Origin of the sequence: Mesorhizobium sp. (genome assembly GCF_041661565.1) — a bacterium.
In the GTDB taxonomy this organism is placed as follows: domain Bacteria; phylum Pseudomonadota; class Alphaproteobacteria; order Rhizobiales; family Rhizobiaceae; genus Mesorhizobium.
In genome coordinates this window covers 1-23,104 of record NZ_JBAZUD010000019.1, presented here as the reverse complement: position 1 = coordinate 23,104, position 23,104 = coordinate 1, and the positions used below count along the sequence as shown (strand labels likewise).

Annotated in this window: 26 protein-coding genes and 1 pseudogene; 16 read left to right on the top strand and 11 right to left on the bottom strand. The window is 64.2% G+C overall.

The features are described 5' to 3' along the window. Positions 1-114 precede the first annotated feature (114 nt). Positions 115-1,092 carry a Bug family tripartite tricarboxylate transporter substrate binding protein gene (locus tag WC739_RS05685; protein ID WP_372952038.1) on the bottom strand — a complete coding sequence of 326 codons (978 nt, stop codon included), beginning with the start codon at positions 1,090-1,092 and terminating at the stop codon, positions 115-117. A gap of 186 nt (positions 1,093-1,278) precedes the next feature. Here WC739_RS05685 and WC739_RS05680 point away from each other — a divergent pair, with 186 nt between their 5' ends. Beyond that, on the top strand, positions 1,279-2,049 hold the full coding sequence (locus WC739_RS05680) for an IclR family transcriptional regulator (protein ID WP_372952037.1): 771 nt from the start codon (positions 1,279-1,281) through the stop codon (positions 2,047-2,049). Between the two features lie 32 nt (positions 2,050-2,081). Here the strand turns inward: WC739_RS05680 and WC739_RS05675 are convergent, their stop codons facing one another. Together WC739_RS05675 and nth are read right to left on the bottom strand one after the other, a co-directional pair. After that, positions 2,082-2,633: a GNAT family N-acetyltransferase gene (locus tag WC739_RS05675; protein ID WP_372952036.1), complete on the bottom strand. Its 552-nt coding sequence runs from the start codon at positions 2,631-2,633 to the stop codon at positions 2,082-2,084. 69 nt (positions 2,634-2,702) lie between these two features. Beyond that, positions 2,703-3,515, bottom strand: a complete 813-nt coding sequence (gene nth / locus WC739_RS05670) for an endonuclease III (protein ID WP_372952035.1) — start codon at positions 3,513-3,515, stop codon at positions 2,703-2,705. A gap of 22 nt (positions 3,516-3,537) precedes the next feature. On the opposite strand from nth, the gene WC739_RS05665 reads away from it, so the two are divergent. The 9 genes from WC739_RS05665 (at position 3,538) to WC739_RS05625 (ending at position 12,552) form a co-directional block, all read left to right on the top strand. Beyond that, on the top strand, positions 3,538-4,032 hold the full coding sequence (locus tag WC739_RS05665; RefSeq protein WP_372952034.1) for a DUF2244 domain-containing protein: 495 nt from the start codon (positions 3,538-3,540) through the stop codon (positions 4,030-4,032). A gap of 165 nt (positions 4,033-4,197) precedes the next feature. Beyond that, positions 4,198-4,743, top strand: coding sequence for a (2Fe-2S)-binding protein (locus tag WC739_RS05660; RefSeq protein ID WP_372952033.1), 546 nt, complete (start codon positions 4,198-4,200; stop codon positions 4,741-4,743). Further along, a complete protein-coding gene (locus WC739_RS05655) occupies positions 4,740-5,723 on the top strand; it encodes a xanthine dehydrogenase family protein subunit M (protein WP_372952032.1) in 984 nt (327 codons plus the stop codon). Before WC739_RS05660 ends, WC739_RS05655 begins: the two co-directional genes overlap by 4 nt. Positions 5,724-5,773: 50 nt before the next feature. Continuing rightward, complete coding sequence (locus WC739_RS05650) at positions 5,774-8,050, top strand: xanthine dehydrogenase family protein molybdopterin-binding subunit (RefSeq protein ID WP_372952055.1); 2,277 nt, start codon at positions 5,774-5,776, stop codon at positions 8,048-8,050. A gap of 177 nt (positions 8,051-8,227) precedes the next feature. Further along, a complete protein-coding gene (locus tag WC739_RS05645; RefSeq protein WP_372952031.1) occupies positions 8,228-9,106 on the top strand; it encodes a methylated-DNA--[protein]-cysteine S-methyltransferase in 879 nt (292 codons plus the stop codon). Between the two features lie 153 nt (positions 9,107-9,259). Then, positions 9,260-10,165, top strand: coding sequence for a ribokinase (locus WC739_RS05640; protein WP_372952030.1), 906 nt, complete (start codon positions 9,260-9,262; stop codon positions 10,163-10,165). Between the two features lie 6 nt (positions 10,166-10,171). After that, a complete protein-coding gene (locus WC739_RS05635; protein WP_372952054.1) occupies positions 10,172-11,620 on the top strand; it encodes an amidase in 1,449 nt (482 codons plus the stop codon). A gap of 168 nt (positions 11,621-11,788) precedes the next feature. Next, positions 11,789-12,073: a hypothetical protein gene (locus WC739_RS05630; protein WP_372952029.1), complete on the top strand. Its 285-nt coding sequence runs from the start codon at positions 11,789-11,791 to the stop codon at positions 12,071-12,073. A 158-nt stretch (positions 12,074-12,231) separates the two neighbouring features. Next, the gene (locus WC739_RS05625) at positions 12,232-12,552 is read left to right on the top strand and encodes a hypothetical protein (protein ID WP_372952028.1); all 321 of its coding nucleotides are present in this window, start codon (positions 12,232-12,234) and stop codon (positions 12,550-12,552) included. Between the two features lie 68 nt (positions 12,553-12,620). Here WC739_RS05625 and WC739_RS05620 read toward each other — a convergent pair whose 3' ends face one another. Beyond that, complete coding sequence (locus WC739_RS05620; protein WP_372952027.1) at positions 12,621-13,562, bottom strand: nucleoside hydrolase; 942 nt, start codon at positions 13,560-13,562, stop codon at positions 12,621-12,623. A 143-nt stretch (positions 13,563-13,705) separates the two neighbouring features. Between WC739_RS05620 and WC739_RS05615 the strand changes: the two genes are divergently transcribed. Both WC739_RS05615 and WC739_RS05610 read left to right on the top strand, forming a co-directional pair. After that, the gene (locus WC739_RS05615; RefSeq protein WP_352869900.1) at positions 13,706-14,131 is read left to right on the top strand and encodes an Hsp20 family protein; all 426 of its coding nucleotides are present in this window, start codon (positions 13,706-13,708) and stop codon (positions 14,129-14,131) included. A gap of 65 nt (positions 14,132-14,196) precedes the next feature. Continuing rightward, on the top strand, positions 14,197-14,451 hold the full coding sequence (locus WC739_RS05610) for a DUF1150 family protein (protein ID WP_372952026.1): 255 nt from the start codon (positions 14,197-14,199) through the stop codon (positions 14,449-14,451). A 117-nt stretch (positions 14,452-14,568) separates the two neighbouring features. On the opposite strand, the gene ptsN is transcribed toward WC739_RS05610, so the two are convergent. The 6 genes from ptsN to lptC all read right to left on the bottom strand — a co-directional run bounded on the left by ptsN (position 14,569) and on the right by lptC (position 19,756). Next, a complete protein-coding gene (ptsN, locus tag WC739_RS05605) occupies positions 14,569-15,033 on the bottom strand; it encodes a PTS IIA-like nitrogen regulatory protein PtsN (RefSeq protein ID WP_006200387.1) in 465 nt (154 codons plus the stop codon). Positions 15,034-15,093: 60 nt separating this feature from the next. Next, on the bottom strand, positions 15,094-15,678 hold the full coding sequence (gene hpf / locus WC739_RS05600; protein WP_372952025.1) for a ribosome hibernation-promoting factor, HPF/YfiA family: 585 nt from the start codon (positions 15,676-15,678) through the stop codon (positions 15,094-15,096). 244 nt (positions 15,679-15,922) lie between these two features. After that, positions 15,923-17,449: an RNA polymerase factor sigma-54 gene (gene rpoN, locus WC739_RS05595; protein ID WP_372952024.1), complete on the bottom strand. Its 1,527-nt coding sequence runs from the start codon at positions 17,447-17,449 to the stop codon at positions 15,923-15,925. Positions 17,450-17,647: 198 nt separating this feature from the next. Next, positions 17,648-18,466, bottom strand: coding sequence for an LPS export ABC transporter ATP-binding protein (gene lptB / locus WC739_RS05590; RefSeq protein WP_372952023.1), 819 nt, complete (start codon positions 18,464-18,466; stop codon positions 17,648-17,650). Beyond that, positions 18,466-19,056, bottom strand: a complete 591-nt coding sequence (locus WC739_RS05585) for an LptA/OstA family protein (RefSeq protein ID WP_372952022.1) — start codon at positions 19,054-19,056, stop codon at positions 18,466-18,468. Before WC739_RS05585 ends, lptB begins: the two co-directional genes overlap by 1 nt. After that, positions 19,043-19,756, bottom strand: coding sequence for an LPS export ABC transporter periplasmic protein LptC (lptC, locus tag WC739_RS05580; RefSeq protein WP_372952021.1), 714 nt, complete (start codon positions 19,754-19,756; stop codon positions 19,043-19,045). The genes WC739_RS05585 and lptC overlap by 14 nt, the downstream gene beginning before the upstream one ends. 411 nt (positions 19,757-20,167) lie before the next feature. Between lptC and sppA the strand changes: the two genes are divergently transcribed. The 4 genes from sppA to WC739_RS05560 all read left to right on the top strand — a co-directional run bounded on the left by sppA (position 20,168) and on the right by WC739_RS05560 (position 22,917). After that, complete coding sequence (sppA, locus tag WC739_RS05575) at positions 20,168-21,124, top strand: signal peptide peptidase SppA (protein WP_372952020.1); 957 nt, start codon at positions 20,168-20,170, stop codon at positions 21,122-21,124. An 81-nt stretch (positions 21,125-21,205) separates the two neighbouring features. After that, complete coding sequence (locus WC739_RS05570; RefSeq protein ID WP_006200394.1) at positions 21,206-21,490, top strand: integration host factor subunit beta; 285 nt, start codon at positions 21,206-21,208, stop codon at positions 21,488-21,490. Between the two features lie 34 nt (positions 21,491-21,524). Further along, on the top strand, positions 21,525-21,905 hold the full coding sequence (locus WC739_RS05565) for a LapA family protein (protein WP_372952019.1): 381 nt from the start codon (positions 21,525-21,527) through the stop codon (positions 21,903-21,905). Positions 21,906-21,942: 37 nt separating this feature from the next. Then, on the top strand, positions 21,943-22,917 hold the full coding sequence (locus tag WC739_RS05560) for an ornithine cyclodeaminase family protein (protein ID WP_372952018.1): 975 nt from the start codon (positions 21,943-21,945) through the stop codon (positions 22,915-22,917). On the opposite strand, the pseudogene WC739_RS05555 reads toward WC739_RS05560, so the two are convergent. Further along, positions 22,898-23,104, bottom strand: a pseudogene (locus WC739_RS05555) (EVE domain-containing protein); the annotation flags it as partial. The gene WC739_RS05560 and the pseudogene WC739_RS05555 sit on opposite strands and share 20 nt — an antisense overlap.

Genomic DNA, 23,104 nt, shown 5'->3' with positions numbered 1-23,104 from the left:
CGATTGTCGAGCAAGGCGGCTGTCACCGGCTTCATGCCAGCCACGGCCGGTCGCATCTTGCGATGCGACCGAGGGACTTCAGGAAAGGGGCGGCTCGGACCGCCCCCGGGGAAATCAGGCGAGCCCAAGATCCTTGAGGATGGCTTCGATGCGCGCCGAATCCTCGGCGACGAATTTCGCATAGTCGTCACCGGTGAGCAGGATTTGCGTCCAGTTGCGATTCTTGCACTCGGCCGCCCAGGAATCGCTCTTGGCCATTGCCTCGACAAGCGCGATCATCGCCGCCTTGTCGGCATCCGAAACACCGGGAGGCGCAAAGACGCCGCGCCAGTTGAAAAGCTCGACATCGATGCCGGCTTCCTTCAGCGTCGGCGCGTCGATGCCCTCCTGGCGCTTGTCGGCCGATATGGCGAGCAGCCGGAGCGCTCCCGCCTTGACCTGCTCGGAGAACTCGCCGTAACCGGAGATGCCCGCGGCCACCTGGTTGCCCAGCAGCGCCGAAAGCGCCTCGCCGCCGCCGGCGAACGGTACGTAGGACAGGCTGGTTGCCGGAACTCCGACCGTCTTGGCGATCAGGCCGAACAGGATATGGTCCGAGCCGCCGGCCGAGCCGCCGGCGACAGGAACCTTTGTCGGGTCCGCCTTGAGTGCCGCGACGAAATCGGCGGCCGTCTTGAACGGCGATTCCGCCGGCACCACCAGGGCCTCGAATTCACCGGTGAGACGAGCGATCGGCGTGACCTGAGTCAGGTTGTTGGCTGCCTTGTTGGCGATGATGGCGCCAACCATGACCATGCCGGCAACCATCAGCGAATTGCCCTTGCCGTTCCACTGGCTGATGAACTGCGGTAGTCCGACCGTGCCGCCGGCGCCGCCGACATTGGTGATCTGCGAGCCCGAGATGAGCTTTTCCGTGCGCATCACCTGGTCCATCGTGCGCCCTGTCTGGTCCCAGCCGCCCCCGGGTGCCGCCGGCACGAATATCTGCAGCTGCGGAGCGCCTTCGGCGAAGGCGGATGACAATCGAAGTCCCGCAAGGCCGGCGGCACCCGCCGCCGCCGTGCCGGTCAAGAACCTGCGTCTGTTCAGCATGGGATTCCTCCAAATCACGACACCTCCTCCGGTGCCTGCCAAAACGTGCCTGCATTCAGACCCGTGACCCGAGTTCAATCAGATGTTACCGAGTTCTGTCAACGGAAACGACATTCTGCTGGACAGAACGATCCGATGGCGCGACACGGGTGGCTGCAACCAGCCATCTCCAATCCGGGACCCGCGATGGACCAACCAGGCAAATCGATGAACGCGGAAATTGGGCGCGCGTCGGCCGAAGGCGTTGCCGCGCTCGATCGGGCGATCGCCATTCTCGACGCCTTCACCACGGCCGACCGGTCGCTCAGCCTTGCCGAGATCGCGATGCGCACCGGCCTCTACAAGAGCACGATCCTGCGGCTGGCGAATTCTCTCTTGCGCGGCAGGCTGCTCGAGCGCCTCGATGATGGACGCTACCGTGTCGGAGCCGGGGCCTTCCGCCTCGGCGCGCTCTATCAGCGCTCGGTCGTGGCGGTCGATATCCTGTTGCCCATCATGCGGGACCTTTCCGAGCGAAGCCTGGAGAGCGTTGCCTTCTATGTCCGCTCCGGCGACGTTCGCACCTGCCTCTACCGCGTCGAATCCAAGCATCCGATACGCTACACGGTCCGCGAGGGCGACGTCTTGCCTCTGCTGGCCGGTTCGGGCGGGCGCGTGCTCGCGGCATTTTCCGGCCAGCCGGGCGAACCCTACGAGACCATCCGCCAGACCTGCAATTTTCTCGCGGTGGGTGATCGCGACCCCGAGACAGCGGGGCTCTCGGCGCCGGTCTTCGGGCCGGGACATGCCCTCATCGGCGCCCTGACGCTGGCCGGCCCCAGCACACGCGTCGATACGGCGTTCCTTGGCCGGATGAAGCGTCCGCTGCTCGAAGCCGCTGCCCGCGCAACCCGCGCCTTCGGCGAAGACGCGTCGATGCTCGAGCAGGCAGGGCTCGAGGCGCAGGCGGTGCCCTAGCAAAGTCGGCCGCGAGGCCGGCTAGGTTCCGGCTAAGGGCTCTGCAGCGCTCTTGGCCGTCGCTCGAGCAGGATGGTTGGAGCATTGTGATAGAGCGTCCGCACCACCTCGCTGTAGCCGCATTTCATGGCAACGCGCAGTGAAGCGGTGTTGCTGGGATCGATGATGCAGACCGTGCGCGCATGTCCGAATTGCGCGTCGCCCCACTCATGCACGCACCGCACGATCTCGGTGGCCAGGCCTACCCCGTGCACGGCCGGGACCAGCGCCCAGCCGGCCTCGGGAACGCCTTCGATCGACGGCGCCATGTCGCGCTTCAGGTCGTGGAAACCGGCCTCTCCGACGAAGCGGCCGGTCGCCTTCTCCTCGATGGCCCAGAACCCGTAGCCGAGCAGCGACCACAGGCCGGCATGGCGCAGGAAGCGCATCCAGCTTTCTTCCCGCGTGCGCGGCTTGCCGCCGATGAAGCGGGTGACGACCGGGTCGGTCCACATGGCGGCATAGGCGTCGAAATCCTCGATCCGGTGCGGTCGCAGGAGGGTTCGCGCTGTCTCGATGACCGGAACGTTGTATGAATTGTCCATGAGAGCTGCCTTGATGATGCGTCAGCGTTGAGCAAGTGACCGGTGCGGTGCGGCCGCGATGGTGCGTCATTACGGTTGTTGATTCTCGGCCACGGCCGTTTCGCCCGGAGCGATAGGCACCAGGGGTGCGGGAATACTGGTCGTTTTCACATCGGCCTTGCAGATGTCGGCGATCACGCAGGCCGGGCAATCGGGCTTGCGCGCCTTGCAGACATAGCGTCCGTGCAGGATCAGCCAGTGATGCGCGTGGCGCATGTATTCGTCCGGGATGATCTTCAACAGCCCCTGCTCGACCTGTTCCGGCGTCTTGCCGGGCGCCAGCCCGAGGCGATTGCCGATGCGGAAGATGTGCGTATCGACCGCCATCGTATGCTGGCCGAAGGCCATGTTGAGCACGACATTGGCGGTCTTGCGCCCGACGCCGGGCAGCTTGATGAGCTCGTCGCGGTCGTCAGGAACCTGCCCGCCATGATCACGGATCAGCGCCTGCGACAACGCGATGACGTTCTTGGCCTTGTTGCGCCAAAGCCCGATTGTGCGGATGTAGTCGCCGACCCTGGGCTCGCCCAGGTCCAGCATCGCCCGCGGCGTATCGGCCGCCTTGAACAAGGCCCGTGTTGCCTTGTTGACGCCGGAATCCGTGGCCTGCGCCGACAACACCACCGCCACCAGCAGCGTGAAGGCGTTGACATGTTCGAGCTCGCCCTTCGGCTCCGGGCGCTGGACCGAAAAGCGCCGGAAAATCTCATGCACCTCGGCCGGGCTGTAGCGCGACGAGCGACGCACCGGCCGCGGGCGCGACTTGGCGTTGGAACCGTCGCGCCGGCCGGGCGGCGGCTCATTTTCGGGATCGAGGGACTCTTTGGACTTGGGGCGCGCCATTTCCTTCCTATAATATCCCCCCATGAGCGACACAAACGCCTCCTTCCAGGCCGACGAACCTTTCTTCCAGGCGCTGCTGACGCCGCACCGGTCGCTGGGCAAGACCGGCTTTGCCATGTTGATGGGCGCGCTGCTCTTCGGCTGGCTGGTGACTGGCGCGATTTTCCTGTCACGCGGCGCCTGGCCGGTGTTCGGTTTCTTCGGCCTGGACGTGATCGCCGTCTACATCGCCTTCCGCGCCAACTATCGCGCCGCCCGTGCCCGCGAGGAGGTGTCGGTCTCGCGAACCAGCCTCGATATCCGCAAGACGGCCCCGTCGGGGAAATCGGAAGCGCATCGCTTCAATCCGTTCTGGGCGAAATTCTCGGTGGCCCGCCACGCCGAGATCGGCATCACGCGGATGACGGTGGAAGGGCAAGGCCGCAACGTGCCGATCGGGACGTTCCTCGACCCTGATTCTCGCGAGAGCTTTGCCACCGCCTTCTCGCGGGCGCTGGCGACAGCGAGAGCGCGCTGAACCGTCGCCGCGAAGCGGCACCCTTGCCGGACCCGCGACGGCCAGCCGGCAGATGCCAAGCTTGAGCGCTCGATTGAAGTCGATCGATCCTGACCAGACGTCGCGGGGTTGACCGTTTTCGCGTGAGCGCCAGTTAAGCCTTGGCCTGTTACAGCGAGGTTTGCAATGTCCGTAACCATCAATGGCTCGACCGTATCGCTTCCCGATGATCCGCGTGTTTCGCTCCTCGACCTGCTGCGTGAGCATCTTCACCTGACCGGCACCAAGATGGGCTGCAACCAGGGAGCATGTGGCGCCTGCACGGTGCTGATCGACGGGGAGCGGATACTCTCGTGCCTGACGCTCGCGGTGCAAGCCGATGGACGCGCGGTGACGACCATCGAGGGCCTCGCGGAGGGGGACCGGCTCCACCCGCTGCAGCAGGCTTTCGTCGACCGTGACGGTTTTCAGTGCGGCTATTGCACGCCGGGGCAAATTTGCTCCGCCATCGGCATGGCGGCGGAGCTGGAGCGCGGACTGCCAAGCCATGTGACCGCCGATCTCGCGGCAACGTCCATCACCGCCAGCCGCGAGGAGCTTGCGGAACGGATGAGTGGCAATCTGTGCCGGTGCGGGGCCCATAACGGCATCATCGACGCGATTGACGCCACCTTCTTCAGCAAGGATACCGCGCAGCCCTATCGTCCAGACATTCCGGAGGTGGCCGCATGACCCCGTTCAGCTATTCCCGGGCAGCAGACGCTTCGGACGCCGTGCGGCGCGCCGGCGTCGAATCCGCCAAATATCTCGGCGGCGGCACCAATCTCGTCGACCTGATGCGCGAGACCATCGAGCGTCCGGCGGTTCTTGTCGATGTCACCGGATTGTCGGCCTCGATCGAGGAGCGCGATGGCGGCTTGCTCATCGGCGCAGCGGTCCGCAACACCGCTCTGGCCGAACACCTCGCCGTGCGGGAGCGATATCCGGTGCTGGCCCGCGCGATCCTGGCGGGCGCTTCAGCCCAGATCCGCAACATGGCCACCGTCGGCGGCAACATCCTGCAGCGCACCCGCTGCGCGTATTTTTATGATGACGAGGGATCGAACTGCAACAAACGAAGCCCTGGACAGGGCTGCGACGCCGTCGACGGTTTCAACCGCATGCATGCAATCCTCGGTTCTTCGCCGAGTTGCGTCGCGACCCACCCCTCCGACATGTGCGTGGCGCTCGCCGCGCTGGACGGCACGGTTCATCTGCAAAGCGCGAAGGGCACGCGAACGCTGCCATTGGCGGGCCTGCATCGGCTGCCCGGCGGCCAGCCTGAGATCGACACTGTCCTGGAATCCGGCGAGCTGATCACGGCAGTCGAATTGCCACCAATTGGGGCGAGCACGCTGTCGACCTACCGCAAGGTGCGCGACAGGGCGAGCTATGCCTTCGCGCTTGTTTCCGTGGCTGCCGTGCTCGAGCTGGAAGACGGCCTTGTCAAGGATGTGCGGCTTGCTCTCGGTGGCGTTGCGCACAAACCGTGGCGGGCTCTAAGGGCGGAGAATGCGCTCAAGGGCGGCCCGGCTACCCTGCGGGCCTTCCGCGAAGCAGCCGAAGTTGAACTCGCAGAAGCCGTGCCCTTGCGCGACAACGGCTTCAAGATCGAACTCGCCAGACGAACGATCGTCGCCGTTCTGGGTGAACTGTCGGGAGAAGTCGCATGAGCATTTTAGGCGAAGCCGCCAAGGCCGCACAGGGCGCCGCCCAGGGCCTGATGAAGAAAGCGATCGAACTCGCGCCCGATAGCTGGATGCCTGGTGGCAAACCCGATCCGCTCATCCGCCACCAGCATGGGCACATCGGAAAGTCGGTATCGCGCATTGACGGACCGCTCAAGGTCAAGGGAGCCGCACGCTTTGCCGCCGAGTTCTCACCCCCAAAGATGTCTTATGCCGCTGTGGCGTTCAGCACGATACCCAAGGGCCGGATCGCTTCTCTCGACACGGCGGCGGCCGTGGCGGCCGAGGGCGTGATCCTGGTGATGACGCACCGGAACGCGCCACGCATGAAGCCCATGCCGCTGTTCATGACAAACGCCAAGGCGGCGGGCGGCGACAATCTCCCGGTGATGCAGGACGACCTCATCCACTGGAATGGCCAGCCGATCGCCCTGGTACTCGCCGAGACCCAGGAACAGGCCGACCATGCCAAGTCGCTCATTCATGTCTACTACGAGGCGGAAAGCGCCGTCACGTCGCTCGCGGCGGCCAAGGCGCGCGGCACCGAGCCCGCCATGTTCATGGGCGAGAAGTTGAAAGTGGAAATCGGCGATGCCGACGCCGCATTGGCGGAGGCCCCGCACAAGGTCGACGTGACCTACCGGACGCCGCGGCACAACCACAACGCCATCGAACTGCATGCCGCCACAGTTGCCTGGGATGGTGACGAATTGAAGGTCCACGACGCCTCGCAAGCGGTGGCGCACACGGCCTGGTCCCTGGCGCAGATTTTCGAGATCGACGAGAAGCAGGTGCACGTCACCTCCCCCTATGTGGGCGGTGGTTTCGGCGCCAAGTGCCTGTGGCAGCATCAGGTGCTGGGAGCCGCTGCCTCCAGGCTCGCCGGTCGCCCGGTCAGGATCGCACTGACGCGCGAGGGCGTATATCGGGCCGTCGGCGGCCGCAGCCTGACCGAACAGCACGTGGCGATCGGCGCGCGAAAGGACGGGCACTTCACGTCCATCATCCATACCGGCGTGACCGTCATGAGCCCCCAGAATGCCTTGCCGGAGCCCTTCATCGTCGCGACGCGCAGCGGCTATGCCGCCGACACGTTCAAGCTCGACGTCGAAGTGGCGTATATGGACATGCTCGCCAATACATTCATGCGCGCTCCAGGCGAGGCGGTCGGCACCTTCGCGCTCGAATGCGCGATCGACGAATTGGCTGTCGAACTCGGCATGGACCCGATCGAACTGCGGCTTCGAAATGAACCAGAAAAGGATCCGACCCAGGGAACGCCTTTCTCCTCGCGCCATATTGTCGAGGCCTATCGAGCAGGCGCCGAGCGGTTTGGCTGGAGCCAGCGAAAGGCGCCGGGCGCCCGGCGCGAGGGCGAGTGGCTGGTCGGCATGGGTTGCGCAACGGGAACCTATCCATACTACCGCCTGCCTGGCGGGGCGGCGCGGATGACCCTGACCAGGGACGGCCGGGCCAAATTGGCGGTCGCCGCCCACGAGATGGGAATGGGCACGTCGACCGTGAACACCCAGATCGCCGCGGAGCGGCTCGGCCTGAGCCTCGATCAGGTATCGGTCGAGTATGGCGATTCCACACTGCCGGGCGTGATCCTGGCAGGCGGTTCGCAGCAGACCGCCGCTATTGGCGCGGCCGTCATCGCCGCCCAGCGCCTGCTTGTCACCGAGTTGCTGAAGCTCGCGGGCAATGACTCGCCGCTGGCCGGATTGAGCGTCGACGAGGTGGGCGGGTACAACGGCGGTCTCGCCAAGCTCGACGAGCAGGATCGCCACGAAAGCTATGCGTCCATCTTGTCACGTGCGGGACGCAACGAGGTGACCGTCGAGGCGGAGGCTCCCCAGCCCATGGAAACACAGCACTGGTCGATGCATTCCTACAGCGCGATCTTTTCCGAGGTGCGCGTCAACGCCGTCACCGGCGAGACGCGCGTAAGCCGCGTTCTGGGCTCTTTCGATTGCGGCCGCATCCTCAACCACAAGACGGCGGCCAGCCAGTTCCGGGGCGGCATCATCATGGGTCTTGGCCTGGCGCTGATGGAAGAAACGCAGTTCGATGAGCGCAATGGCCGGATCATGAATGCAAACCTGTCTGACTATCACGTGCCGGCGCATCTGGACGTGCCGCCGATCGAGATCATCTGGACCGACATCGCCGATCCGCACACGCCGATGGGCGCCCACGGCGTGGGCGAGATCGGCATCACGGGCACCGGTGCCTCCGTTGCCAACGCCGTCTTCAACGCAACGGGAAAGCGTATTCGCGACCTGCCGCTGACGCTCGACAAGTTGATGTGATCGTGGTCCGCGGCCCCATCGCTGCATAAGCGACGGGGCCGCCGGTCGCGCAAGGGACCTTGGCGCCCGCGTCCTGAGCTGAAACGCGACTCTCTCCGGGAATACGCCGCATGAAGGCAAGTTTCGGGTGGCGACGGCCGCTCGAAGGGACGATATTCCGGCCAAGGAGACAGTCCCATGAGCCCACAGACAGCGATCCTCAAGAAGGACATCACGCCGCAAGGCAGCGACTACGAGATCGTGCGCCGAGCCATCGAAAAGATCAGCCTCGACTATCGCGATCAGCCGTCGCTGGAAGACCTGGCCGAGGAGGTCGGCGAGACGCCAACCGGCCTGCAGAAGCTGTTCACCCGCTGGGCCGGCCTTTCTCCCAAGGCGTTCCTGCAGGCGGTGACGCTCGACCATGCCCGCAGGCTGCTCGATTCCGGCTTGCCGCTGCTCGAAACATCTTTTGAACTGGGCATGTCCGGCCCCGGCCGGTTGCATGACCTGTTCGTCACCCACGAGGCGATGTCGCCGGGCGACTACAAGACGCGCGGCGCGGGCCTTACCATCCGCTACGGGTACCATCCCTCGCCCTTCGGCACCGCCCTGATCATGGCCACCGACCGCGGACTGGCCGGCCTGGCCTTCAGCGACCCCGGCGAGGAGCGCGACGCCTTCGCCGATATGTCGAGCCGCTGGCCGAATGCCAGCTATGTCGAGGACATGGCCGCGACAGGCCCTCATGCCGCGCGCATTTTCAATCCGACACTGTGGCGCCCCGACCAGCCGCTGCATGTCGTCATGATCGGCACCGACTTCCAGGTTCGCGTCTGGGAGGCGTTGCTCGAAATCCCGATGGGCAGGGCGCGCACCTATTCCTCGATCGCCGCCGGCATTGGCGCGCCCAGTGCCAGCCGCGCCGTCGGGGCCGCCAATGGCGCCAACCCGCTGTCCTTCGTCGTCCCCTGCCATCGCGCCATCGGCAAATCCGGCGACCTGACCGGCTATCACTGGGGCCTGACCCGCAAGCGCGCCATACTGGGCTGGGAAGCCGGACAAGTCGCATCCTGATGCACCGGCGCGGCGGAACTCTTCGCCGGCGCTTCCATATGGGCAAGAAATGATGTCGCCTTGCCCCAAGACGCGCCACTGGCTCAACCAGACTGCTCTGGAACCCGACGACCTTACAGGATAGCTTCCCGTCTGTTCCACAGGAGGCACTCCTTGATCATCGTCATCGGCTCGATCAACCTCGACCTCATCGCCAATGTCGATCGCTTGCCGAGGCCCGGCGAGACGGTGGGCGGCTCGAGCTTCGCCACGGCGCCCGGCGGCAAGGGCGCCAATCAGGCGCTGGCGGCGGCGCGCGCCGGCGTCCCGGTGCGCATGGTCGGTGCGGTCGGCCGCGATAGTTTCGCCAACGAGGCGCTGGCATTGCTGCGCGAGGCCAAGGTCGACCTGTCGGGCGTCGGAGAGACCTTCGCCTCGACCGGTACGGCACTGATCATGGTCGGCCCCGACGGCGAGAACATCATCGCCGTCGTCCCCGGCGCCAACGCTTCCGTTCTGCCTGGCGACCTTTCCAAGACGTTCCTGAAAAAGGGCGACGTCGTGCTGCTGCAGCACGAAATTCCGCTGGCCACCGTCGAGGCGGCGCTGGACCAGGCAGGGGCGGCCGGCGCCGTCACCGTGCTCAACACCGCGCCTTTCCAGGGCGACGCGGCCCCCTTCCTCGGCAAGGCCGACTACGCGGTCGCCAATGAAACCGAGTTCGATCTCTATGGCGAGGCGCTGTCTCTGAAGGGCCGCGACCGCGCGGCGCGCATGCGCGACTACGCCGTGCGGACGGGACGCACCATCGTCGTCACGCTTGGCGGCGATGGCGTGATGGCGGCGACGCCGGACGATTTCCTGACCATTGCGGCGATGCAGATCACCCCTGTCGACACGGTTGGCGCCGGCGATACGTTCTGCGGCTATTTCGCCGCCGGCCTGTCGTCGGGGCTCGCGCTCGAGGACGCGCTGGCGCGCGCCGCCACCGCCGGCTCGCTGGCCTGCCTCAAGCCCGGCGCCCAGCCGGCGATTCCGTTGGCCAAGGATGTCGACCAGGCCCTGTCGCAAGCCCATTGAGATAGCATCATGCGCCCCCTGTCGAAGCATGCCATACCGCCGGCGGGCGACATTTGCCGCCTGTCCGCGATCGAGCTTGCCGGCGCGATCCGGCTCAAGGAGCTGTCCGTTCGCGAGGTCGTGGCGGCCTTTCTCGACCGCATCGAGGCCGTCAATCCGCTGGTCAACGCCATCGTCTCGCTGCGCGACCGTGCCGACATCCTGCGCGAGGCCGACGCCGCCGAGAGCAGGCGCGCCGATGGCGGCGCCGGGCCGCTCTTCGGCCTGCCGGTCGCCATCAAGGATCTCGCCTCGACCACAGGGCTCAGGACGACCTTCGGCTCGCCGATTTTCGCCGATTTCGTGCCGCAGGAAGACGATTTCTTCGTCGAGCGCATCCGTGGCGCCGGCGCCATCATCATCGGCAAGACCAACGTCCCGGAATTCGGCCTTGGCTCCAACACATACAACAGCGTTTTCGGGCAGACGCTGAACGCCTTCGATCCGGCGCTCACCGCCGGCGGCTCCAGTGGCGGCGCTGCGGTGGCGCTGGCGCTCGACATGGTGCCTGTCGCCGATGGCAGCGACTTTGGCGGCTCGCTGCGCAATCCGGCGGCCTGGAACAATGTCTACGGCTTTCGTCCTTCGCAGGGGCTTGTCCCGGGCGGTCCCGATCAAGAGGTCTTCCATGCGCAAATGGGAGTCGACGGGCCGATGGGCCGCAACGTCGCGGACATGGCGCTGCTGCTCGATGTCCAGGCCGGCTATCATCCACGCGCGCCATTGTCCTACGAAAAGCCGGGCTCGTTCCTCGAAGGGCTTGCAACGGCGGCAACCGGCGGCCGCGTCGCCTGGCTCGGTGATCTCGGCGGACATCTCCCGATCGAAGCCGGCATCCTCGACCTGTGCGAGGCCGCCCTCGGCCGGTTCACAGCCGCATCCTTCCTGACCGAGCCCTTGCTGCCCGACTTCGATTTCGAAACGCTGTGGCAGGCCTTCGTGACGCTGCGCCAGGCCAGCAGTGGCTGCGCCCTCAAGGTGCACTATGACGATCTCGCGAAGCGTAACCTCTTGAAGCCGGAAGTCATCTGGGAGGTCGAGAATGCGATGCGGCTGACGGCGCCGCAGGTCCGCTCGGCCTCGGTCATCCGCACCTCCTGGCATCACACGCTGCTGTCGATCTTCGACCGTTACGACCTCATCGCGCTGCCGACCGCGCAGGTCTTCCCCTTCGACGTCGGCACGCACTGGCCCGGGGAAGTCGCTGGACGGGCGATGGACAGCTATCACCGTTGGATGGAGGTCTCGGCTTTCGCCACGCTGGGCGGCTGCCCGGCGGTCAACGTGCCGGTCGGTTTCGACCACAGGGGACGGCCGATGGGCATGCAACTGATCGGCCGGCCGCGCGGCGACCTCGCTGTCCTGAAGGCCGCCGCCGCTTATGAAGCCACGTTGCCCTGGCCGGCCGGCGCCTGAAAACTTCGGTGTTCCTGCGGCCGCGGCGGTTGGGCTGACCCGGCTGAGACCGCGACGAGGCATGGATTGAAGAACGCGAAGTGGTTCCGGTGCTGCGCCCGGATCGGAGCCTTGTAACCGGCGCTCCAACTTCGTAACTGGAAGCTGGAGAGTTCAAGGGAGTTTTCGATGCCGCAAGACATTCCGCTGCAAGCAGCGGCCGTACTGATTTGGTTGCCCAGCGATGTCCACCCCTCGGCCCTGGAGAGTTTTGACGCGCCCGAGCTGCACGCACAGCCTTGGTGGAAACTCGAGGATGCCGTGGTGTTCGCTGTCGACAACATGGATGTCCATCAAGGCAAACAGCCATGGATAAAGGCGGGTGAGGCAGTGTTCGGCCCGCTGGACATTGGCCCCGTGTACAAGAAGATCATGGAGCACCGGGCGTCCCTCTATCAACCGAGAGAACGGTAGGAGCTATTCCGCCTGCAGCTCGCGGTACCGCGGAGGTGGGCAGCTCGTCTAAAGGTGGTAGCAGGGCTCAGACATCGGTTTCCGTGTCCCGACAGGCGACTCCTGCTTTCTTGAAACCGGGTTTTTCCACCACCACATGAATCTGAGTTGGGGGATTCATGTCTGTCTGGACGTGGGATGGCTGGAAGAGGAACGCGCCCGCTGTGATCCTCTTCATCGGTGCGTTTGTGATCGTGGCCATGTTGGCGTCAAGCAGATGGGCCAACGACGCCACCCCTATCCGGTCCGTCAATGCCATCGACGGAACCGTAAAAAGTGCCCAATGGAGTCGCGGAAACTCCATCGACTATGTGGTTGATCTCCACGATGGTTCGTCGGTGCTTATAGAGGACACGCGACTGCATGTGATCGGCTCAGACGTTGCTATCGAACGCGTCACACGCGACAACGGCTTCGTCTTCCACAGGTTTCCAGAATGAAAACGCCATGCGACCTGGAGAGGGCGGGGACGAGGTCCAAACCTACCGGTTGCGACCGACTGAGCGGCCTATAGCCGCCCCAGCCTCTCCACCAGCAGGGCGAAAAACCCGTCATGGTCGATGTCGCGCATCACCATCGCGTTCTTCGGCCGCTTCGTCACGCTCCACCAGTCGATCACCGTCATCCCCATGGTCAATTCCGAGGCGGTTTCCACGCTCACATTGCAGTGACGGCCCTTGAACAATTCGGGCTTCAGCAGATAGGCGATGACGCAAGGGTCGTGCAACGGCCCGCCATCGGTGCCGTATTTTTCCTCGTCGAAACGCTCGAAGAACTCCAGCATCTCGGCGGTGGCGATGCCCACCCTGGTGCCGAGCGCCCGAAACGCCTGCGTGCGCTTGGCGGTGGTCAACGCCTTGTGGGTGACATCGAGCGGCATCATGACGATCGGAATGCCGGATTTGAGCACGATATCGGCGGCGTGCGGGTCGACATAGATGTTGAATTCGGCTGCCGGCGTGACATTGCCGCCTTCGAAGAAACCACCGCCCATCAGCACGATTTCCTTGATGCGCGATGCGACCCGCGGTTCGCGGATCAGCGCCAGCGCGATGTTGGTCAGCGGGCCGAGCGCGCATAGCGTGATGGTGCCACGCTCTTCCTTCATCAGCGTCTCGACGATGAAATCGACCGCGTACTGCTCCTGCAGCTTCATCGCCGGGTCGGGCAATTGCGGGCCGTTGAGCCCCGTCTTGCCGTGCACTTCCTCGGCGGTGACCAGTTCGCGCATCAGCGGCCGTATGGCCCCCGCATAGACATTGATCTCCGGCCGGCCGGCCAGTTCGCAGATCTTGCGTGCATTCTTCTCGGTCAGTTTCAACGGCACGTTGCCGGCGACAACCGATATGCCGACGATGTCGAGTTCGGCGCTGCCAAGCGCCAGCAGAATGGCGACAGCATCATCCTGTCCGGGGTCCGTGTCGATGATGATCTTGCGTGGTTGGGGCATTTCAATTCCTTGTTGGGGGAGTCTTTTTGGGCGGGTCTTCTGACGGCTTGAACTTGGTCGCGGGGCGGACCATATCAAGGCCACCGGGAAAAATGCCATTTGGGTTTTTCCACTTTATGTCGCTCTTGAGAGGACAGTGTAACATGAGCCGAATGACGCCCTTTTCCAGTCCGCTTCTCCTTGGTTTCGACGCCATGGAAAAGACTCTGGAACGCCTGGCGAAATCCGGCGACAGCTATCCTCCCTATAACATCGAACGTCTCAGCGGCGCCGACGGTAACACTGAACGGCTGCGCATCACGCTCGCCGTCGCCGGTTTCGCCGAAAGCGATCTCGATGTCACCACGGAGGAAAACCAGTTGGTCGTGCGAGGTCGTCAGACCGACGACACCGAGCGCGAATTTCTTCATCGCGGCATCGCCGCGCGCCAGTTCCAGCGCTGTTTCGTGCTGGCCGACGGCATGCGGGTGATCGCGGCGGAGCTGAAGAACGGCCTTTTGTCGATCGATCTCGATCGGCCGGAGTCCGAGCGGCTGGTACGGAAAATAAACATATCGGTGAAAGACTGAGCTTTGCCGATGGCTCTCATTGCGGGACGGCCCTGTGCGGCGTCCTCGCGCCAAGGAGGCTTGAAATGACCAGAACTGAAAACATCACCATGACCAATGGCGAATTCGCCCATCTCGGCGAGGGCTCGGTCGCTTATCTGCGCAAGGTTTCGAGCGACGAACTACTCGGCCGTTTCCCCAATCTCGGCGAAATCGCTCCCGGCATGCAGTTGTGGGCATTGTTCGCCGCCAACGGCCAGCCGATCCTGCTCTCCGACGCGCGCGACCGCGCATTGGCCGGCGCCATGGAAAACGACTTGGTCACGGTCGCTATTCACTAAGCCCACGCCCCCAGTTGGGGCGCAACAAGCGCTCCAGGCAGAAAGGCGCGGCTGACCGCCGCCAAATGAACAGGGCCGCCCATGGCGGCCCTTGACTGCCAACCATCCATGAAGATGTCAGGCCGCGTGCGAGGCCTGTGTATCCGACAAGAGCGCGTGGATGGCCACGGCGTCACGCGTACCCCTGATCTTGGCCACCGTGTCGGCATCGCGCAGCACGCGCGCGATGCGCGACAGCGCCTTGAGATGATCCGCGCCGGCCCCTTCCGGCGCCAGCAGCAGAAACACCAGGTCGACGGGCTGGTCGTCCAGCGCCTCGAAATCGACCGGCGTTTCAAGCCGGGCGAAGACCCCCGCGATGCGCTTCACCCCAGCCAGCTTGCCATGCGGTATGGCGATGCCGTTGCCGACGCCGGTAGAACCCAGCCGCTCACGCTGCAGGATGGTGTCGAACACCTCGCGCTCCGGAATGCCGGAAATCGCCGCCGCCCGTTCCGACAGCAATTGCAGGAGCTGCTTCTTGGAGTTCGCCTTCAACGCCGGCATGATCGCCGGAACGTTGATAAGATCGCTCAGATCCATGCTTGAAAATTCCTTGTTCGCCTGCCGACACCAGTCCTCACCCTTGTGTGCGGCCGGGTTTTATCCTTGCGCGACCTTGGTCGTCGACGGGTCGATCCAGCCGATGTTTCCATCGGGCCGGCGATAGACGATGTTGAGATGGTCGTTTCCGGCATTGCGGAAGACCAGGACAGGGCTGTCCTTCGTGTCGAGTTCGATGACCGCGGACGCCACCGACATGGTCCTCAGGACCATGGTTGATTCGGCGACGATGGCCGGTGCGAAATCCTCCGCAATCTCCTCGTCGTCGTCCGCCAGCGGCGCCATCACCGTGTAGGCGATGTCGGTCGGCTCGGAATTGGCGGCGCCCGAATTGTGCGACTTCAGCCGGCGCTTGTAGCGGCGAAGCCGGGTCTCCAGGCGATCGGCCGCCGCCTCGAAGGCAAGCGTCGGTTCCTGGGCATCGCCGGTGGCCTGCAGCGAAGCGCCGGAATCAAGCCGGATCATGCAATCGGCCGAATAGCGCGAACCCGATTTGACGACAGTGACGTGCCCGGCAAAGCCACGATCGAAATATTTGCCGATCGCCTCGCCGACACGATCGTTGATGCGTGTCCGGAACGCATCGCCGATATCCATGTGTTTTCCCGATATGCGCAGATTCATCTGAAAACTGACCTTCCTTGCTCAGGCTTCAAACTGGCCGGAGTTTATACTCGTGGTCCGTGCGCACAAGCTTCGCAGCGTCAATCACGCCGATTTAAATCCGAACTTTCCGGTTGATTAAAAGCCGCTTTTGTGACGGACCATCCGCACGCAGGTATCTGGCCGGTCTCATGCGGGCGGGCTTCTAGCCACTTCACCATGGCTTGTCAATGAAGCGCCCGGGCCGGTAGAAAATCCAGCGACCTCAGCGCCCGGCGCTGGCCAGCGCCCGTTTCTCGCGCCGGCGCTGCACCGACGAGGGAATATTCATGCCTTCCCGGTACTTGGCGACCGTGCGCCTGGCGATGTCGACCCCACTCTCCCGCAACATGTCTACGATCGCATCGTCGGACAGCACGTCGGCGGATTTCTCCTCGTCGATCATCTGCTTGATGCGGTCACGCACGGCTTCCGAGGAATGCGCATCGCCGCCGCCCGACGAGGCGATCGAAGCGGTGAAGAAATAGCGCAGTTCGAACACGCCGCGCGGCGTCAGCATGTATTTGTTGGCGGTGACCCGGCTGACCGTCGATTCGTGCATGCCGATGGCGTCGGCCACCGTGCGCAGGTTGAGCGGCTTCAACTGGCGCACGCCATGGACGAGGAAGGCATCCTGCTGGCGCACGATCTCCGAGGCGACCTTGAGGATGGTCTTTGCCCGCTGGTCGAGGCTGCGCGTCAACCAATTGGCATTCTGCAGGCACTCGGCCAGGAAATCCTTTTCAGCCTGATTCTTCGCCTGGGGCGTGACCTGGGCGAAATAGATATGGTCGACCAGCACGCGCGGCAGCGTTTCGGCGTTGAGCTCCACCGTCCAGCTGCCGTCATTGGCCGCGCGCACCTCGACATCGGCGACGATCGCATCGCTGGCGCCACCCGAGAACGCCATGCCCGGCCGGGGATCGAGTGCGCGGATCTCTGCCAGCATGTCCAGGAGATCTTCCTCGTCGACAGCGCAAATCCGCTTCAACGTGTGGAAATCGCGTCGCGCCAGCAGTTCGAGATTGGCGACAAGGGCCTTCATGGCCGGATCGAGCCGGTCACGCGCGGCAAGCTGGAGAGACAGGCATTCGGCGAGGTCGCGAGCGAACAGGCCGGCCGGCTCGAAGGTCTGGCACACCGCCAACACCTTGCCCACCATGGCGGCATCGGTGCCGAGGCGGATGGCGATCTCGGCCAGGTCGGCGCGCAGATAGCCGGTTTCATCGAGGCTGTCGGCCAGGTCGGCGCCTATAAGCCGCTCCGCCGGATCGGCGAAGGCCAGGGCTACCTGCTCTCCGACATGGTCGCGCAACGTGATCGCCGCCGCCGCCATGTCGCCGGCGTCGAAGCCCTCCGACGAGGAAGCCGCGCCATTGCCGGAAGCCGATTTCCATTGCGCCGTCAGGTCGGGTCCGAGCCGCTCGCTTGTCCCGGGATCGTCGGGAAACAGGTTCTCCAGCGACGTATCGAGCTTGTCGGAGATGGCCTCGGAGCTCCATTGCGTGTCGTTTTCGAACCAGTCGCCATCCTCGCTGGCCCGCGGCTCCGCCTCTGTCTTCTGCGCCTGGTCGCTGGCGGCATCGTCCTGCGGTTCGGCGCGCTCCAGCAACGGGTTGCGCTCGATTTCCTCGTCGATGAAATGCTCGAGTTCGACATGGGTGAACTGCAGCAGCCGGATCGACTGCATCAGTTGCGGCGTCATCACCAGGGACTGTGATTGTCGTAGCTGTAGTTTCGCCGCCAACGCCATGGTTCGGTTTCAAACGCCTTGTCTACGCATCCGCACGCGGAAAGAATTCTTCCAACCCGCCATACAAACTGGCCCGGCTTTTGCTTGTCAAGGCAAAGGCTAGCAAAACGCGCTTACCGGGCCGTTATCTCGGAGTAAAACTGCCGGAAAGATGCCGTCCAGGCGGCAGAATCGTCTTGGTCGAGTCGAGTTTCACGCCTAGAGCGTGAAACCTTCTCCAAGATAGAGGCGCCGCACGTCGGGGTTCGCCACCACTTCGTCGGCGCGGCCATGCGTCAGCACCTGGCCGGCATGGATGATATAGGCGCGGTCGATCAGGCCGAGCGTCTCGCGCACATTGTGGTCGGTGATGAGGACGCCGATGCCGCGCGCCGTCAGATGGCGCACCAATTGCTGGATGTCGGCGACGGCGATCGGGTCGATGCCGGCAAAGGGCTCGTCGAGCAGCATATAGGCCGGGCGCGTCGCCAGCGCGCGCGCGATCTCCAGGCGCCGCCGCTCGCCGCCGGAAAGCGACATGGATGGCGCCTTGCGCAGATGGCTGATGTGGAATTCCTCGAGCAGTTCGTCGAGGTTGCGCTCGCGCACCTTGCGGTCCTTTTCGACCACTTCGAGCACGGCGCGGATATTCTGCTCGACATTGAGGCCGCGGAAGATCGATGCCTCCTGCGGCAGATAGCCGATGCCGAGCCGCGCGCGGCGGTACATCGGCATCGAGGTGACATCGAAGCCGTCGATCTCGATCGTGCCTTCATCCACCGGCACCAGGCCGGTGACCATGTAAAAACAGGTGGTCTTTCCCGCGCCATTGGGGCCGAGCAAGCCGACCGCCTCGCCGGCGCGCACGCCGATGGTGACGCCGCTGACGACCTTGCGTCCCTTGTAGCTTTTGGTCAGGCCCTTGGCGATCAGGGTCCCTTTGAACTTTCCCGCGTCGACGGTCACCGTGGCCGGCGCCGCGAGCGTGCTCGCGGCGCGCCCCGACAGACGCGCCATCAGCGACGTTGCACCAGCCATTACTGCTTTGCCGGGCCCGATTTCGCCGGCGGGGTGATCGACATGACGACCCGACCGCCGCTGCAGGGATCGACCTGCGCCACCCCGCTCTTCATCTGGACGGTCATCTTGCAGCCCTTGAGAATGTTGGTTCCCTGCGTCAGGACGACTTCCTTGCCCGACAGAACCAGCACTTCCGTCTTCATGTCGAACGTGCCGTCGTCGCCGGTGGCGATCTGGTCGTTGGACTTGATGTAGACCTTGTTGGTGACCTCGAGATGATCGATGTTCGCCGAGCCGGTCATCGCCGCCGCGCCGCTGGCCTCCGCGCCACTGGCTGCGGCCTTGGGATCCTTGACGTAGTAGACCGTCATCTTGCCGGCCTTGAGCATTGTCGGCCCCTGGACGACAGTAACGTTGCCGGTGAAAACGGCGGCGCTGTCGGCCTGCCGGACCTCCAGCTTGTCGCTCTCGATCTGGATCGGCTGGTCGCCGGACAGTTTGAGACCCGACACCTCCTTGCCGCCGGACTGTGCCAATGCCGACACCAGTCCCAGCAGCAGCACCGCCGAAGCCGCGGTCACGAGCCGCGTCGAACTACTGAGCCGCATTGGTTTCTCCGCTGTTTCCCTCTGCCGCCTTCAAGGCGGCGGAATCGATGTTGACGCGCACTTTGTTTTCGAAAATCAGAACCTTGCCATTGTCCTGAACCGACATCGAATCCGCCGTGATGCGTGCACCGCCACGGCTGACGTCGACAGGGTCGTCCGTCTTCATAGTGCCTTTGCCCATGTCGAGGAAGACCGATTTGAACTTTGCCTGCAAGCCGTCGGTCGCGGTGATCGTGACCTCGGAGTTCAGGTTCATCGTATTGCCGTTGCGATCATAGGTACCGCGCGAGGCCTTGACCGCGACCACATTGTCGGGCGCGATCGGCACCTTGGCGTCTATACCCTCGAGCTCGATGATGCCTTGCGTGCTGACATCCTGGATGGCGCGCAGCGCCGTCATGGAATAGGGTTGCTTCTGCTTGGTGAAGCCATTCAGCCTGGGGTTGGACATCACCAGCTTGCCGTTGGAAAACCCGGTGCTGTCAGCTTGAATCGAGACGGAAACCGGGGCGGCGAGATAGGAATAGACCGGGAAGGCGATGGCGATCAGCGCCGCCGCCAGCGGCACCGCCCATTTGAGAACACGCACGCGGCGCGAATGGCGCCGCGCACGGTCGAACGCGTCGCCGCGCGTCGGGCCGTCCGCCGGGGCAGCCAACCCCGTCTCGGCGTTGGTCGGTTCAATCGCTCGCGCTAACATGACTGCTTTCTTCAAACCCTGCCCGCCGGGGCACCGCCTAACCGTCTATAGGTGGGACGCCGGCGCCCTCAAGCAAGCACAAGCCGACGAAAACCGCAAAAATGTGACAGCCGCCTTTGTACAGATGAAAATGAGATCAGCACAACTGCCCGAAATTCATAGCAGAAACCAGTCCACCGCGCCAAATTTATCGACGATCGGGACGCCGCTGCCTCGTATCGATTGCACAAACCCGTGATCGTCTGGCTGCCACGAGTGGCCGGACGCCCATATGGCTGTCGGGCCGATCGTGCTTCCGCTGGCATCTCGATCGTCGACCTGGATCGTGGCGTCGCACCGGCAAGAGAATTGCTTCCCGATCCGCGGATCATGGTCTAAAAGCGTTTCCTCCCGCCGACTGAAAGGCTGACCATGGCACTGAGAGCCGACGACCTGATCGACCGCCGCCGCTTGCGGCGCAAGCTGACATTCTGGCGTGCCGCCGCCATTGCCATTGTCGCGCTGGGTGTGATTGCGCTTTCAGTCTGGTTCAAGGGCGACGGTTTCAGCGGCTCGGCCGTCAACCATATCGCCAAGGTCAGGATCGAAGGCACGATCACCGAGGACGACGAACTGATCGAGCGGCTGGAAAGCATTCGCCTGTCGTCGAAGGTAAAGGGCGTGATCCTGTCGATCGATTCGCCCGGCGGCACCACCGTCGGCGGTGAATCGATCTTCGAAGAGGTGCGCAAGCTGGCCGCCGACAAGCCCGTAGTGGCGGAAGTCGGCACGCTCGCCGCATCGGCGGGATACATGATCGCCAGCGCAGCCGACCACATCGTGGCCCGCAAGACATCGATCGTCGGATCCATCGGTGTGCTGATCCAGTATCCCGACGTCAGCGGCCTGATGGACAAGCTCGGCGTCAAGCTGGAGGAAGTGAAATCCTCACCGCTGAAAGCCGCGCCTTCGCCGTTCAAGCCGACCAATGACGATGAACGCGCCATGGTCCGCAAGCTTATCCTCGACAGCTACGACTGGTTCGTCGGCATCGTTGCCGAGCGCCGCAAGATGACCCACGAGCAAGCGCTGGCGTTGGCCGACGGCTCGATCTTCACCGGCCGACAGGGTGTCGCCAATGGCCTGATCGACGCCGTCGGCGGCGAAAAGGAGGCGGTCGACTGGCTGGCGACCAAGGGCGTCGACGCCAAGCTCGATGTGATCGAATGGAAGAACAAGGAAGGGAGCGGCAGCTTCCTGTTCTCGAAGGCGATGGTGCGAACGATCGGCAGCGCGCTCGGCCTGCCGGTCTCCAACAGCGACATCATCCACGAATTGGGCGCCGACCGCTTGTTTCTTGACGGTCTCGTTTCCGTCTGGCACCCTTGAGATGCTGTTTGGGACAAGTGAAAAAAGCAAATAAAATCATCCTCATATTTTGACCGCACTGCTTTCACGGGGACACGTCTGATGATCAAGTCCGAACTTGTTCAGATTATTGCCACGCGCAATCCGCATCTTTTCCTGCGCGACGTCGAGAACATCGTCGGCGCGATCTTCGACGAGATCACCGACGCGCTTGCGGAGGGCAACCGGGTGGAGCTTCGCGGTTTCGGCGCTTTTTCGGTGAAGAACCGCCCTGCCCGGACCGGCCGCAACCCACGCACCGGTGAATCCGTCGAGGTCGAAGAGAAATGGGTGCCGTTCTTCAAGACCGGCAAGGAGCTGCGTGAAAGGCTGAACGGCGGCAAGTAAGTGGCGCTGGCGCCAGCTTCCGACGGAAAACATCATGGTCAATCGCTTCATCCTCATCGTCGTCTTCGTGCCCCTTGCGATCATCCTGGTCGCGCTCGCCGTCGCCAATCGCGAACTGGTCGCCTTCACGCTGGACCCGTTCAATCCCGGCAATCCGAAGCTGACGCTGAGCCTGCCGCTGTTCATCTTCCTGTTCCTGGCCCTCGCCATCGGCATGATCGTCGGCAGCCTGGCAACATGGGTCAAGCAGGGCCGCTATCGCAAACTCGCGCGCCAGCGCGGCGTCGAGGCCGAAAACCTGCGCCAGGTGGTCAGCCGGGCGCCGGCAGCACCGCGCGGCCAGGCCCAGGGATCGACCCCGGGTTCGGCCCCCGGGTCGGCCCCTGGCTCGGCATTGCCAAAGCCAACCGCGTGATCCGCCAGCCGGCGTCTTTCCGTCCACGGAGCTTTTCATGCTGACGATTTCGGCCGCCGAGGTCGATCATGCGCTGACCTTTCCCGGACTGGTCGAGACGCTGCGCACGGCGTTTCGTGACGGTGCGGTGCAGCCGGTCCGGCACCATCACGCGGTCGAGCGGCCGGACGGCGCGGCGTCCACCTTGCTGCTGATGCCGGCCTGGACCGATTTCCACGGCGCCGGCGGTTCGACGGGTGGCCACATCGGCGTCAAGATCGTCACCGTCTCGCCCGACAACAACGCGCTCGGCAAGCCCGCCGTCATGGGCCTCTACCTCCTGCTCAATGGCGCCACCGGCGAACCCGAAGCCCTGATCGACGGCCAGCGTCTGACGCAGTGGCGGACCGCCTGCGCTTCGGCGCTCGCGGCGTCTTATCTCGCACGTGAAGACGCCTCGCGGCTGCTGGTGGTCGGAGCCGGTGCGCTGTCGCCGTTTCTCGCCAAGGCGCACTGCGCCGTGCGGCCAATCAAAAGCATCCGCGTCTGGAACCGTACGCTGGCCAATGCCGAAAAAGTTGCCGCGGAGCTGCGCGTGGAAGGCTTCGAGGCAAGCGCGGCAAGCGATCTCGATGCCGAGATCGGCGAGGCCGACATCATCTCGTCGGCAACCATCACGACAACGCCGCTCATCAAGGGCGCGTTGCTGCGCCCCGGCACCCATGTCGACCTGGTCGGCGGCTTTACGCCAGCGATGCGCGAAAGCGATGATGACGCCATTGCGCGCTCCCGCGTCTATGTCGACACCCGCGCCGGCGCCACCAAGGAAGCCGGCGACATCGTCCAGCCCTTGGCCTCCGGCGTGTTGAAGCCGGACGCCATCGTCGCCGACCTGCATGAGCTGGCGCGCGGCCAGAAGAAAGGTCGCGAGAGCGCCGCTGAGATCACGCTGTTCAAGTCGGTCGGCGCGGCTCTCGAGGACCTGGCCGCCGGCATTGCCGTCTACAGGGCGCTCAAGCAGCGGCGCCTTTAAGCCCGGCGGCGGCGCCCATCGCCTTGGCGACCAGGCGAAAATCGTGATCGCTGATCTCGAACAGCCCGAAGCGAAGCTGATAGCCCCAGTTCGACTTGCCGGCGGTGAACTCCAGCCTGTCGAGCAAAGGCTTGATCGGCGCTTCCTCCGCGCGCGCCCACTCGCCGTCGCGGCGGAACGGCGTGAA

Excerpts from the sequence above, each read along its gene's own strand:
- WC739_RS05625 (WP_372952028.1), top strand. The coding sequence starts at position 12,232 with ATGTCTGTCTGGACGTGGGATGGCTGGAAGAGGAACGCGCCCGCTGTG.
- WC739_RS05655 (WP_372952032.1), top strand. The coding sequence starts at position 4,740 with ATGACCCCGTTCAGCTATTCCCGGGCAGCAGACGCTTCGGACGCCGTG.
- nth (WP_372952035.1), bottom strand. The coding sequence starts at position 3,515 with ATGGCGCGCCCCAAGTCCAAAGAGTCCCTCGATCCCGAAAATGAGCCG.
- WC739_RS05675 (WP_372952036.1), bottom strand. The coding sequence starts at position 2,633 with ATGGACAATTCATACAACGTTCCGGTCATCGAGACAGCGCGAACCCTC.
- WC739_RS05650 (WP_372952055.1), top strand. The coding sequence starts at position 5,774 with ATGAAGAAAGCGATCGAACTCGCGCCCGATAGCTGGATGCCTGGTGGC.
- lptC (WP_372952021.1), bottom strand. The coding sequence starts at position 19,756 with ATGTTAGCGCGAGCGATTGAACCGACCAACGCCGAGACGGGGTTGGCT.
- WC739_RS05645 (WP_372952031.1), top strand. The coding sequence starts at position 8,228 with ATGAGCCCACAGACAGCGATCCTCAAGAAGGACATCACGCCGCAAGGC.
- WC739_RS05570 (WP_006200394.1), top strand. The coding sequence starts at position 21,206 with ATGATCAAGTCCGAACTTGTTCAGATTATTGCCACGCGCAATCCGCAT.
- lptB (WP_372952023.1), bottom strand. The coding sequence starts at position 18,466 with ATGGCTGGTGCAACGTCGCTGATGGCGCGTCTGTCGGGGCGCGCCGCG.
- WC739_RS05565 (WP_372952019.1), top strand. The coding sequence starts at position 21,525 with ATGGTCAATCGCTTCATCCTCATCGTCGTCTTCGTGCCCCTTGCGATC.
- WC739_RS05660 (WP_372952033.1), top strand. The coding sequence starts at position 4,198 with ATGTCCGTAACCATCAATGGCTCGACCGTATCGCTTCCCGATGATCCG.
- WC739_RS05560 (WP_372952018.1), top strand. The coding sequence starts at position 21,943 with ATGCTGACGATTTCGGCCGCCGAGGTCGATCATGCGCTGACCTTTCCC.
- WC739_RS05610 (WP_372952026.1), top strand. The coding sequence starts at position 14,197 with ATGACCAGAACTGAAAACATCACCATGACCAATGGCGAATTCGCCCAT.
- WC739_RS05620 (WP_372952027.1), bottom strand. The coding sequence starts at position 13,562 with ATGCCCCAACCACGCAAGATCATCATCGACACGGACCCCGGACAGGAT.
- hpf (WP_372952025.1), bottom strand. The coding sequence starts at position 15,678 with ATGAATCTGCGCATATCGGGAAAACACATGGATATCGGCGATGCGTTC.
- ptsN (WP_006200387.1), bottom strand. The coding sequence starts at position 15,033 with ATGGATCTGAGCGATCTTATCAACGTTCCGGCGATCATGCCGGCGTTG.
- WC739_RS05665 (WP_372952034.1), top strand. The coding sequence starts at position 3,538 with ATGAGCGACACAAACGCCTCCTTCCAGGCCGACGAACCTTTCTTCCAG.
- WC739_RS05685 (WP_372952038.1), bottom strand. The coding sequence starts at position 1,092 with ATGCTGAACAGACGCAGGTTCTTGACCGGCACGGCGGCGGCGGGTGCC.
- WC739_RS05585 (WP_372952022.1), bottom strand. The coding sequence starts at position 19,056 with ATGCGGCTCAGTAGTTCGACGCGGCTCGTGACCGCGGCTTCGGCGGTG.
- WC739_RS05615 (WP_352869900.1), top strand. The coding sequence starts at position 13,706 with ATGAGCCGAATGACGCCCTTTTCCAGTCCGCTTCTCCTTGGTTTCGAC.
- WC739_RS05630 (WP_372952029.1), top strand. The coding sequence starts at position 11,789 with ATGCCGCAAGACATTCCGCTGCAAGCAGCGGCCGTACTGATTTGGTTG.
- rpoN (WP_372952024.1), bottom strand. The coding sequence starts at position 17,449 with ATGGCGTTGGCGGCGAAACTACAGCTACGACAATCACAGTCCCTGGTG.
- WC739_RS05680 (WP_372952037.1), top strand. The coding sequence starts at position 1,279 with ATGGACCAACCAGGCAAATCGATGAACGCGGAAATTGGGCGCGCGTCG.
- sppA (WP_372952020.1), top strand. The coding sequence starts at position 20,168 with ATGGCACTGAGAGCCGACGACCTGATCGACCGCCGCCGCTTGCGGCGC.